Here is an 11,407-nt window from a genome sequence, read left to right on the forward strand (position 1 = left end):
CGGATGAGCCAGGTCACGGCCTCTCGCGCCGACGCCCCACCGTCCGGCGCCCCGCCCCGGCGCGAACGCCGCAAGCGGGGGCGCGTGAGCACGCCGACCGTCATCCAGATGGAGGCCGTCGAGTGCGGGGCCGCCGCCCTCGCCATGGTCCTCGGCCACTACGGCAGGTTCGTGCCCCTTGAGGAGCTGCGGGCCGCCTGCGCGGTGTCCCGGGACGGCGCGAAGGCGTCCAGCGTGATCGCCGCCGCCCGCAAGTACGGCCTGGAGGCCAAGGGCTTCCAGATGGAGCTGGAGGACCTGCGCGACGTCGTCAAACCGGCGATCATCTTCTGGGCGTTCCAGCACTTCATGGTCGTCGAGGGCATCCGCAGCCGCTTCGGCAGGCCGGTGGTGGCGGTCAACGACCCCGCGAGCGGCCCCCGCCTGGTCGACTGGGACGAGTTCGACTCGGGCTTCACCGGCATCGTGCTGACCTTCGAGCCCGGGCCCGGATTCCGGCCCGGCGGCCGGCCCACCCGGGTGGCCGAGGCGCTGCTGTCGCGCCGCATGCCCTCCGGCCGGGCGCTGCCGCTGGTGCTGCTGGCCAGCCTGCTGCTGGTCGTGCCCGGGATCATCGCGCCGGCGTTCAGCCGGGTGTTCATCGACCACATCCTCACCGGCCGCGACCCCGGCTTCATCCTGCCGCTGCTGGTGGCGATGTCGGTGACCGCCCTGGCGATGTTCGTGCTGACCTCGGTGCAGCGGCACTACCTGCTGCGGATGGAAATACGGATGGGGCTGGTCAGCTCCGCCCGTTTCTTCCGACATCTGCTGCGCCTGCCGGTGGAGTTCTTCCTGCAACGCAGGCCCGCCGAGGTCGCCAGGCGGGTGTCGGCCAACGACATGGTCGCCGAGATCCTGTCCAGGGACCTCGCGGTCACCGTCGTCAACCTCGTGCTGGTGCTCTTCTACGCGGTCGTCCTGATCCGCTACGACGTGCTGCTCGGCCTCATCGGCGTGGGCATGGCGCTGCTCAACATCCTCGTGCTGCGGCAGGTGTCCAGGGCCAGGACCGACGCCGTGGCCGCGCTGCGGGCCGACCTCGGCAACCTCACGTCGGCCACCTTCAACACCCTGCAGCTCGTGGAGACCGTCAAGGCCACCGGCGCCGAGCCCAGCGCGTTCCAGCGGTGGGCGGGCTTCCTGGCCAAGGCCGTGACCGCCCGGCAGCGGCTGGGCGTGCCCAGCGCGGTCATCACGGTCGTGCCCCCGCTGCTCGCCGGGGTCAACAGCGGGCTCATCCTGCTCGTCGGCGGCCTGCGGGTCGTGGACGGCGCGGTCAGCGTCGGCCTGCTGGTGGCCTTCCAGAGCCTGCTCGGCGCGCTGTCGCGGCCGGTGACCCAGCTCACCAACCTCGGCGGGCGGCTGCAGGACATCTCCGCCGACATCACCCGGCTGTACGACGTGGAACGTCACCCCCGCTCGCCCGTCTTCGACCGCCCGGACCGGCCGTCCGGAAGCCGGCTCGACGGGTCGATCACCTTCGAGGAGGTGACGTTCGGCTACAACCCGCTGGCCAAGCCGGTCGTCAAGAACGTGTCGTTCTCGGTGGTGCCGGGCCGGCGGGTGGCGATCGTCGGGGGCTCGGGGAGTGGGAAGTCGACCATCGGCCGCCTCGTGGCGGGGCTCTACCGGCCGGCGTCGGGCCGGGTGCTGCTCGACGGGCGCGACCGCGAGGAGATCTCCAGGACCGAGCTCGCGGCCTCGGTCGCGTACGTGGACCAGGACATCTCGCTGTTCGAGGGCACGGTGCGCGACAACCTCACGCTGTGGAGCGACGACATCTCCGACGAGGTCGTCACCGCCGCGCTGCACGACGCGGCCATCTTCGACGTCATCTCCGCCCGCCCCGGCGGGCTCAACAGCCGGGTGCGCGAGGGCGGGCGCAACTTCAGCGGCGGGCAGCGCCAGCGGCTGGAGCTGGCCAGGGCGCTGGCCGGGCAGCCGACGCTGCTCGTGCTCGACGAGGCGACCAGCGCGCTCGACCCGGAGACCGAGCGGGTGATCGCCGACAACCTGCGCCGCCGGGGATGCGCCTGCCTGATCATCGCCCACCGGCTGTCGACCGTACGCGACGCCGACGAGATCCTCGTGCTGCACCAGGGCGAGGTGGTGGAACGCGGCACGCACGACGACCTCATGCGCCTCGGCGGCCACTACGCACGCTTGATCGAGAACGCCCGGCCGGGCGGTGAAGGGATGGACCGATGAGCGTCCCGACCGCGACGCCGCCCTCGACGTTCTCGCCGTTCTTCACCGACGCGGCCACGCCCATCGACTATTCGGCCGACCGGCTGCTCGTGCTGGCCGACCTGCGCGAGGTGCTGCTGGTCGAGCGCGGCGCGGTCGACCTGTTCGCCGTACGCCTGGAGAACGGCAGGCCGGTCGGCCGGTGGAACTACCTGTGCCGGGTGCGGCAGGGCGCGCTGGTGCTCGGCTCGCCGCGCGGCCCCAGGCACAGCATCGTCGGGCGGCCGGTGCTCGGCGCCCGCGTGTCGAGCCTGCCGCTGGCCCGGCTGGAGGGCCTGTCGGCCCGTCGCGTCGACGGCCCGTCCGCGTCGGGCAAGGCGGTCCGCGCCCTGCCCACCCGTGAGTACGGCATGGCCGTGCGCGAGTTCGTGCAGGGCCTGGAGGCCGGCGTGGTGGCGCTCGCCGCGTCGATGCGCGACACGCTGCCCCCGCGCGACTTCGTCCCGCTGTCGCCGGACGAGCCCACCGTCGTCCGCGAGGGCGAGGCCGTCCGGTCGGTCGACGGACTGCGGTGGATCACCGTCGAGGACGGCGTGGTCGAGATGCCGGAGGGCGTCGCCGGTCAGCTCAGCGCGGGCGCCGAGGTGTGCGTCACCGAGCGGGACTGGCTGGTGGCCCGCGGCCCGGCCCGGCTGCGCGCCCGCTCGACCCTCGACCTGCTGGGCGCGGGCGAGCTGTGGCACCGGTGGGTCGAATACACCACCCGCTTCCTCTACATGATCGACCGGCGGATCGAACGCCGGAACTCGACCGAGCTGAGGGCGCTGACGAGCCGGGCCGAGCGGGGCGGCGACGTGCTGCGCACCACCGCCCGCGGGTTCGACACGCTGGTGCGCGACACCGAGGCGCGGGTGCGCCTCACCGACGTGGCCGGGGACCCTCCCGCGCTGGCCGCCGCGCGCCTGGTGGCCTCGCACGCCGGATTCTCGGTGGTCGCGCCCCCGCCGGGAGCCGTGAACGGCGGCCGGATCGACCCGCTGCAGGCCATCGCGCTCGCCTCGGGCGTACGCACCCGCCGGATCAGGCTCGACGACCGCTGGTGGCGGCGGGACATCGGGCCGATGGTGGGCTACCGCTCCTCCGACGGTGAGCCGGTGGCGCTGCTGCCCATCGGGTCGCACTACGTCATGGCCGCGCCGGGGGAGGAGCGCGTCACCCCGGTCACCGCGGCGGTCGCCGGCACGCTGACCCGGCACGCCGACGTGCTGTACGAGCCGCTGCCGCCGGCCGTCACCGGAGTGGGCGGGCTGCTGCGGTTCGGCCTGGCCAAGAACCGCAAGGACCTGTGGACCCTGCTCAGCCTCGGGACGCTGGTGGCCTGCATCGGCCTGCTGGTGCCCGCCATGACCGGCCTCGTGCTCGGCACGTACGTGGCCAGGGCCGAGCGCGAGATGATCGTGCAGGGCGCGCTGCTGGTGATCGCGGGCTCGCTCGTGGCGGCCGCGCTGTCCGTGGTGCAGAACTTCGCCGCGCTGCGCATCGAGGGCAGATCGTCGGCCCGCCTGCAGGCGGGCGCCTGGATGCGGCTGCTGTCGCTGCCCGCGACGTTCTTCACCAACTACTCCACGGCCGAGCTGGGCACCACGGTCCTCGGCGTCAGCGTGGTGCAGGAGACGCTGTCCGGCGTGATGACGACGGCGGCACTCGGCCTGTTCGCCGGCCTGGCCAACCTCGTGCTCGTCTTCTTCTACGACGTACGGCTCGCGCTGATCGCGACGGCGCTCGTGCTGGCCGGGGTGCTGGTGTGCGCGGTCGCGGGCTACTTCGAGGTGCGGCTGCAACGCCGGCTCTACGCCCAAGAGCAGCGGCTGTCGTCGCGGGTCTTCCAGCTTCTGACGGCCGTCCCGAAGCTGCGGGTGGCGGCGGCCGAGGAGCGGGGCTTCGGGGTCTGGGCGGCGGAGTTCCTCAAGGCACGCAGCATCGGAGTGTCCGCCCGCCGGGTGCAGAACCTCGTCACGACCTTCAACGCCGGCTTCCCGCTGGTCGCGTCGGTCATCGTCTTCGCCGTGGTGGCCGGGCCGATGCTCGGAGACGTGTCCGTCTCCGCGTTCCTGGCGTTCTTCGCCGCGTTCAACCTGCTGCTGGCCTCGGTGCTGCAGTTCACCGGCGCGGCGATCACCGCGATGAGCGTGGTGCCCATGCTGGAGCGGCTGCGGCCGATCCTGGCGGCCGATCCGGAGGAGCACGCCGGCAAGGCCGACCCGGGCGAGCTGTCGGGCCGGATCGAGCTGTCGCGGGTGTCGTTCCGCTATGGCGAGGACGGGCCGCTCGTGCTGGACGGGGTGGACCTGTCGGTCGAGCCCGGCGAGTTCGTCGCGATCGTCGGCCCGACCGGCAGCGGCAAGTCGACGATCCTGCGGCTGCTGCTCGGCTTCGAGTCGCCGAGCTCGGGAACCGTGCTGTACGACGGCCAGGACCTGGGCGAGCTCGACATCGGCGCGGTGCGCCGCCAGTGCGGGGTGGTCCTGCAGAACAGCTCGCTGCTCGCCGGCGACATCAAGGCCAACATCATCGGCAGCACCGACCACACGATCGACGACGCCTGGGACGCCGCGGGCATGGCGGGCATCGCCGACGACATCGCCAACATGCCGATGGGCATGCACACCGTGCTGTCGGAGGGCACCAACACGCTGTCGGGCGGGCAGCGGCAGCGCATCATGATCGCCCGCGCCCTCGTCTCGCATCCCCGCATCGTGCTGTTCGACGAGGCGACCAGCGCATTGGACAACCCCACCCAGAAGATCGTCACGGAGAGCACCCGCCAGCTCAACGCCACCCGGATCGTGATCGCCCACCGGCTCTCGACGATCACGGACGCCGACAAGATCGTGGTGCTCGATCGCGGGCGCATCGTCCAGCAGGGCCGATATCAGGAGCTGCTCGAGGACGCCGACGGCCTGTTCGCCCGCCTCGCCCGCCGCCAGATCTGAGCCCACGGGCGGTTTCGCGGGCATGGATGCGCAAACCGCCGGCGGACCGGGAACGATCCGCCGGCGGTTCTCGTGTGGTCAGTAGCGGGGCCTGCGGCTCAGCACGATTCCGGCGATGAGGAACACCACGCCGAGCCCGCCGTACACGAAGGCGTGGGTGGTGGCGGGCGGCTTCACGCTGGCGTTGGCGACGGCCAGCCCGAGGCCCACGATGCCGCTGATGTAACAGAAGATCGCGACGAAGATCTTCCAGAAGGGGCTCATGACGTACTCCGTTCGGATGCGGCGGGACCGCCCGGTGCGGTCCCGGCGACGACGAGGCCGAGCAGCATGACCCAGGCGTCGGGGTCGGCGCGGAAACGCCGCCACCGGTCGGCCGCCAGGGCGAGCTCGGGCAGGGTCAGGGCCCCGGAGGCGACCAGCGGCGCCAGCCGCTCCGGGCCCAGGTGAGGGGCGAACGCCTCGGTGGGGCGGTCGTCGTTGGTGGTGGCGAACGGCCGCAGCACCACGTCGCCGAAGCCCGCACGGCGAAGGAGCCGGGTGAGCTTGCGCCCGATCAGCCGGTCGCCGCCGGCCTGCCGCTGCGCGCCGGTCATGCGGTTGTGCACGCCGGCCATCTCGGGGTACATCGGGTCGGCCAGGCCCCACAGCATCGCGTCCACCTCGATCACGACCAGCCGCCCGCCCGGCCGCAGCACCCGCAGCGCCTCCGCCACCACGGCGGCCGGGTCGGCCACGTGCTGCAGTACGTATCGGAGCAGGACCGTGCCCACGGACGCGTCCGCCAGCGGCAGCCGTACGGCGTCGCAGCCGAGCAGGGGGGCCCGGGCGTCCGCCGCGTGCGCCAGCAGCGCGGTGTCGATGTCGGCGGCCACGATGGGCAGGTCCGGCAGGGCGGCCCGCAGCCGCCGGGTGACCGCGCCCGAGCCCGCCCCGAGCTCCAGCAGGGGCGCCGGGACGCCCACGTCGAGCAGGATCCGCAGCTCCTCGTCGAAGGAGAGCTCGGCCTGGGCCTCCAGGCGCGCCAGCTCGCCGTGCAGGCCCCCGGCTGTCGTCGCGGCCGGGTCGTACGACCCGGCGCCCGTCACGGCGGTCACGGCCGCCTCCGCGCGTCCCTGAGTTCCGTCTCCCGGGGCTCCGTCTCCCGGGGCTCCGTCTCCCGGGGGCGGGGGACCATGAGCATGCCGTGCCGCGGGCGCAGCGTGACCAGGGCCTCGGGCTCGACCGGGAAGCCGGGGACGAGCTCGGGGCGCACGGCGCGCAGCAGCACGGCCAGCACGAGCGTGGCCTCGACCAGCGCGAAGTGGCGGCCGACGCACACCCGCGGGCCGCCGCCGAAGGGGAGGTACTGGTGCCCGGCGTGGGTGTGCTCGGCCGCGAACCGGTCCGGTGCGTACGTCTCCGGGTCGGGCCAGTAGCGCGGATCCCGGTGGAGTACGTACGGGCTGACGCACACCAGCGTGCCCGGAGGTATGGCGTATCCGCCGACCACGTCGGCCTCGACGGAGCGCCGGGAGATGAGCCACACGGGCGGATACAGCCGCATGGCCTCCTTGATCGCCCGCTGGCAGGCGGTCAGCCGGGGCAGGTCGGCGGCGGTGGGGGTCCGGTCGCCGCCCAGCACCTCGTCCACCTCCGCGCGTACGGCCCGCGCCGCGTCGGGGTGACGGTCGAGGAGGTAGAGCGTCCAGGTCAGGGCCTTGGCGGTGGTCTCGTGCCCGGCCATGACGATCGTCAGCACCTGGTCGCGCAGGTCGGTCGCGGTCATCGCGTGCCCGGAGGCCAGCATCGCGCCGAGCAGGTCGTCGTTCTCCTGGCCGGTGGCCCGGCGGGCGGCCACGATCGTCCGGGTGACGGCGTCGAGGAACGCCTTCGCCCGGCGGAACCCCTCCCGCCCGCCGCCCTCGGAGGCGGGGTCGAAGTGCCCGATGAAGCGGTTGACCTCGTCCACCGCCCGCCCGAAGCCGTCGCCGACGCCCGCGATGTCCGCGCCGAGCATGGCGCGCGCGATGACGGTGAGCGTGAGCGCGGTCAGGTCGTGGTCGACGCGTACGGCCTCGCCGTTCTCGCCGGCCCGCCGCCACCGGTCGGCCAGGTGGGCCGCGGCGTCGGTCATGATCTGGTCGAACCGCTCGACCTCCGTCGGGCGGAAGGCCGGGGCGATCATCTTGCGCTGCCTGGCCCACTCCTCGCCGCCGCTGGTCAGCAGGCCGTTGCCGAGCAGGGGGCGCAGCATGTCGTCGTCGGGCGTGCGGTCCTTGGTGTAGTTGGCGCCGTTGTCCTTCAGCACGTGCCGGGCCAGGTCGGGCCGGTGCAGCATGTAGACGGGCGCGCCCTCGGCCTCGTGTCTCGTCACGTCGCCCCAGGCGGCCATCTCGGTGACGAAGCGCAGCGGGTCCTCCCGCATGCTGCGCAGACTTTGGGCGCCGTCCGGACCCGGCGGCAGGGATACGTAACCGCTGTGCGTATCGGCCATGCCCACCCTCACTTTTTCTGAATACGTATTCGCTTATGAATTGCGCACGCGATCGACTGCGAATACGTACTCGGTGATATTTCCTGATCGGAGCATAGTCCGCGCCGTTCGAGGCCTCAATACTTATGCCGGCGGCGGGAAAATTAAGTCTGTGCCGTTCCCGCACCGCCGTGTAAGACTTCATTTCGAAAGCGGCGGACATCGCCGTAAAGAAAGCCGGGAGGCAGGCAATGTCTTTGGACCCCAGACAGCGCGCCGAATTCGTGAACGCGTACACCCGCGTTCTCATCACCGCGTGGTCGAGTGAGGAATACTCGGCGCGGCTGGACTCCGACCCCCGCGCGGCTCTCGCCGAGTCCGGGCTGGAGCTGCCGGCTGGAGCCGAGGTCGTCCTCGTCCGCAACATTCCCGAAGGCCACCACGACAGCAACATCGAGGTGCAGGTCGCGCTCTGGGAGAGGGGCCTCGAAACGGGCCGCTTCGAGCTGCACATCCCCGAGACGCCTCAGGTCGACATGGCCGAGCTGAGCGAGGGCGACCTCGACTCCATCGCCGCCGGCGCCTCCGGGGCCGAGGCGATCGACATCAACTGCTGCTGCTGCCCCTGCTGCTGCTGCACCTGACCGTCATCCGACCATCACCTGACCATCACCACCACTCGGAGGGCTAGGCCATGTCCATGGTCGCCGAGCAGGCGAACCCCGTCCACGTGCGCTCCCTGCGCAAGCGGTACGGCCCGGTGAACGCGGTCGAGGAGGTGGACCTCGACGTGCGGAGCGGCGAGGTCTTCGCGCTCCTCGGGCCGAACGGCGCCGGCAAGACCACCACGGTGGAGATCCTGGTGGGGGTTCGCCGGCGGACATCCGGCGACGTGCGTGTCCTCGGCCGGGATCCGGCCGAGGACGCGCCCGAGTGGCGCGCCAGGATCGGCGTCGTCCCCCAGACGACGGGGGCGTACACCGACCTGACCGTGCGCGAGGTGGTCGAGCACTTCGCGGCGTTCTACCCCGCGCCGCTGCCGGTGGCCGAGGTGATCGACATGGTCGGCCTCGGCAAACAGGCGCGCAAGCAGACGCAGGCGCTCTCCGGCGGGCAGGCGCGGCGGCTCGACGTCGCGGTCGGCGTCGTCGGGGACCCCGATCTCATCTTCCTGGACGAGCCGACGACGGGACTCGACCCCGTCGCCCGCAGGGAGGCGTGGGATCTCGTCCGCTATTTCGCCGGCCGGGGCAAGACCACCGTGCTCACCACCCATTACCTGGACGAGGTCGAGGCGCTCGCGCAGCGGGCGGCCGTCATCGTCGGGGGACGGGTCGTCGAGTCGGGCCCGGTCGCCGAGCTGGGCGGCAGGCGCGAGACACCCGCCGCCGTGAGCTTCACCAGGACGGACGGGCTCGGCGCGGGCCTGCCCGCGCTGCCGGACGACGCCGTGGTGGAGGAGGCGGAGGGCCTGGTGGTCGTACGCACCCACCACCCCACCGAGGCCATGGCCGCGCTGCTGCCCTGGGCGGCCGCCTCCGGCGTACGCGAGCTGCCCGACCTGCGCATCCACCGGCCGTCGCTGGAGGAGATCTATCTGGACCTCATCCGGAGCAACCAGGAAGGCGGTGTCGTGTGATGAACGCTCCCGACGCGGTCCTCGCGCAGGAGAGCGGGGTGGTGCTCGATCCCGCCCGCTCGATCCTGTGGCGGGCGGCCGTCTCGCGTTCGTCGGTCGAGCTCAAGTCGTTCTTCCGCAACCGGCAGTCGCTGGTCTTCACGCTGCTGCTGCCCATCGTGCTGCTGGTCGTGCTCGGCTCCATCTTCTCGGGGACCGTGCCCGGCACCCACACCGACTTCAAGCAGATGTTCATCGCGGGCATCATCGCCTGCGGCGTGATGAGCGTCAGCTTCAACGGGCTGGCCATCAGCGTCGCCATCGAGCGCGACACCGGGATGATCCGCCGGCTGGCCTCCAGCCCCATGCCGAAGTCGGCCTACTTCATCGGCAAGGTGGTCAGGGTGGCCGTGACCGGCACCCTGGAGACGGTGCTGCTGCTCGCGGTGGCCGTGCTGGCGTTCGGGCTGCCGCTGCCCTCGACCGCCGCCCGGTGGGAGACGCTCGTGTGGGTGCTGCTGCTCGGCGGGGTGTCCTGCACGCTGCTGGCCGTGGCGTTCAGCTCGGTCATCCCCAACGCCCGGTCGGCCTCGGCCATCGTCACGCTGCCGTTCCTGGTGCTGCAGTTCATCTCGGGGGTGTTCTTCCCCTACAGCCAGCTGCCGGCGTGGATGCAGACGGTCGCGGCCCTGTTCCCGCTCAAGTGGATGACCCAGGGGCTGCGCTCGGTGTTCCTGCCGAACGACTTCGCCCACGTCGAGCCCGCGGGTGTCTGGGAGCTCGACCGCGTGGCGCTCGTGCTGGCCGCGTGGTGCCTCGCCGGGCTGGCGCTGAGCTTTTTGACCTTCCGCTGGCGTGGGCCCAACGTCCGCTGACGCTCAGGTGAGCCGGATCCGGAACTCGCCCAGCCGGCGCGGCACGAGCACGGGCGCCCAGGCGGGCGGGGCGCCGTCCGTGCGGATCGCGGGGAAGCGTCCGGCCAGGCCGCGCAGCAGCAGTGCGCCGGCCTGCCGGACGAGGGGCGCGCCCAGGCAGAAGTGGGTGCCGGCGCCGAAGGCGAGGTGGGGATTGGGAGACCGGGTCAGCACCAGGTCGTGGGGGTGGTCGAAGACGGCCGGGTCCCTGTTGGCCGCCGCGACCACGGCGAGCACCCGCGCGCCGGCGGGAATGACCGCGTCGCCGAAGGACACCTCGGCGGTCGTCACCCTCGCGGTGAAGGGGATCGGCGCCTCCAGCCGCAGCAGCTCGTCGACCGCCGTACGAGCGACGTCGTCGCCGCCCTCGCGCAGCGCCGCCAGGGCCTCGGGGCGCGGCAGCAGCCAGAACAGCGCGTTGCCCACCATCTCGGCCAGCGGGCGCCAGCCGCCGACGACGGCCAGCGAGAGGATGCCCAGCATCTCGGGCCGCGTCAGCCGCTCGTCCGCGGCGAGCCGCGCGATCGACCCGCCGGGCCCGCGCGCCACGTGCGCGTCGAGGAACCGGGTCAGCTCGCCCATCGCGACGCGGCCCTCCCGCGCGGCCTGGGGCCCCGCCAGCGGGTCGAGGTTGACCGAGGCACGCCGCGCCAGGTCGGCGAAGGCCGCCTCGTCCTCGCGCGGCACGAGCAGCGTCCGCGCGAGCACGCCGGTCGCGAACGGCTCGCCCAGATCCCGGGTGACCTCGGCCGCCTCCGTCAGCCCGTCGAGCAGGCCGTCCACGACGGCGGTGATGCCGGCGGCGAGCTCGCGCACCGCGGCGGGACCGAGCAGGGCCATGCCGGGGGCGCGCAGCCGGTTGTGGTCGGGCGGGTCGGTGGTCAGCATCGAGGCCGGCAGGTCGTCGTCGCGCACCCGCTCGCGCTGCCCCAGCTCGGCCGAGAACCGGGCGTCCTTGAGCGCGCTCGCGACGTGCTCGTGCGCCGTGAGCAGCCACATCCGGGACGTGACGTCGAAGTGGACCGGATCGTTGGCCCGCAGCCAGTCGTACGCCGGATACGGGTCGGACCTGCCGGCCGGCGAGAACGGATGGGCCAGACCGGCCGGAAGCCGGCGGAGAGCGGTCATCGGCGATCCCCTGGGGCTGAGGTCACAAGATCACGAGTCGCAAGATCACAAGTCACAAGATCACGGCACG

The 11,407-nt window shown here is 72.6% G+C and carries 9 protein-coding genes; 5 read left to right on the forward strand and 4 right to left on the reverse strand.

Annotation, left to right across the window (positions count from 1 at the left end; genetic code table 11):
- Window positions 1–3 precede the first annotated feature (3 nt).
- Both FLX08_RS13765 and FLX08_RS13770 read left to right on the forward strand, forming a co-directional pair.
- On the forward strand, window positions 4–2,250 hold the full coding sequence (locus FLX08_RS13765; RefSeq protein WP_142619230.1) for an NHLP family bacteriocin export ABC transporter peptidase/permease/ATPase subunit: 2,247 nt from the start codon (window positions 4–6) through the stop codon (window positions 2,248–2,250).
- On the forward strand, window positions 2,247–5,222 hold the full coding sequence (locus FLX08_RS13770; RefSeq protein WP_142619231.1) for an NHLP bacteriocin export ABC transporter permease/ATPase subunit: 2,976 nt from the start codon (window positions 2,247–2,249) through the stop codon (window positions 5,220–5,222). Before FLX08_RS13765 ends, FLX08_RS13770 begins: the two co-directional genes overlap by 4 nt.
- 78 nt (window positions 5,223–5,300) lie before the next feature.
- On the opposite strand, the gene FLX08_RS13775 is transcribed toward FLX08_RS13770, so the two are convergent.
- Genes FLX08_RS13775 through FLX08_RS13785 form a run of 3 tightly spaced genes read right to left on the reverse strand, consistent with a single transcriptional unit; the run spans window position 5,301 to window position 7,698 of the window.
- Window positions 5,301–5,486: a hypothetical protein gene (locus FLX08_RS13775; protein WP_079320568.1), complete on the reverse strand. Its 186-nt coding sequence runs from the start codon at window positions 5,484–5,486 to the stop codon at window positions 5,301–5,303.
- Window positions 5,483–6,319: a methyltransferase domain-containing protein gene (locus tag FLX08_RS13780; protein ID WP_167530403.1), complete on the reverse strand. Its 837-nt coding sequence runs from the start codon at window positions 6,317–6,319 to the stop codon at window positions 5,483–5,485. The genes FLX08_RS13775 and FLX08_RS13780 overlap by 4 nt, the downstream gene beginning before the upstream one ends.
- Window positions 6,316–7,698 carry a cytochrome P450 gene (locus tag FLX08_RS13785; protein ID WP_142619233.1) on the reverse strand — a complete coding sequence of 461 codons (1,383 nt, stop codon included), beginning with the start codon at window positions 7,696–7,698 and terminating at the stop codon, window positions 6,316–6,318. Before FLX08_RS13785 ends, FLX08_RS13780 begins: the two co-directional genes overlap by 4 nt.
- Window positions 7,699–7,928: 230 nt before the next feature.
- On the opposite strand from FLX08_RS13785, the gene FLX08_RS13790 reads away from it, so the two are divergent.
- Genes FLX08_RS13790 through FLX08_RS13800 form a run of 3 tightly spaced genes read left to right on the forward strand, consistent with a single transcriptional unit; the run spans window position 7,929 to window position 10,170 of the window.
- The gene (locus tag FLX08_RS13790) at window positions 7,929–8,321 is read left to right on the forward strand and encodes a hypothetical protein (RefSeq protein ID WP_208761434.1); all 393 of its coding nucleotides are present in this window, start codon (window positions 7,929–7,931) and stop codon (window positions 8,319–8,321) included.
- 50 nt (window positions 8,322–8,371) lie between these two features.
- Window positions 8,372–9,316, forward strand: coding sequence for an ABC transporter ATP-binding protein (locus tag FLX08_RS13795; RefSeq protein ID WP_244312620.1), 945 nt, complete (start codon window positions 8,372–8,374; stop codon window positions 9,314–9,316).
- Window positions 9,316–10,170, forward strand: coding sequence for an ABC transporter permease (locus tag FLX08_RS13800; protein ID WP_142619234.1), 855 nt, complete (start codon window positions 9,316–9,318; stop codon window positions 10,168–10,170). The genes FLX08_RS13795 and FLX08_RS13800 overlap by 1 nt, the downstream gene beginning before the upstream one ends.
- Before the next feature lie 3 nt (window positions 10,171–10,173).
- Here the strand turns inward: FLX08_RS13800 and FLX08_RS13805 are convergent, their stop codons facing one another.
- Window positions 10,174–11,337, reverse strand: coding sequence for a cytochrome P450 (locus FLX08_RS13805; RefSeq protein WP_142619235.1), 1,164 nt, complete (start codon window positions 11,335–11,337; stop codon window positions 10,174–10,176).
- Window positions 11,338–11,407 lie beyond the last annotated feature (70 nt).

Origin of the sequence: Microbispora hainanensis (genome assembly GCF_006874475.1) — a bacterium.
GTDB classification, from domain to species: Bacteria; Actinomycetota; Actinomycetes; order Streptosporangiales; family Streptosporangiaceae; genus Microbispora; species Microbispora hainanensis.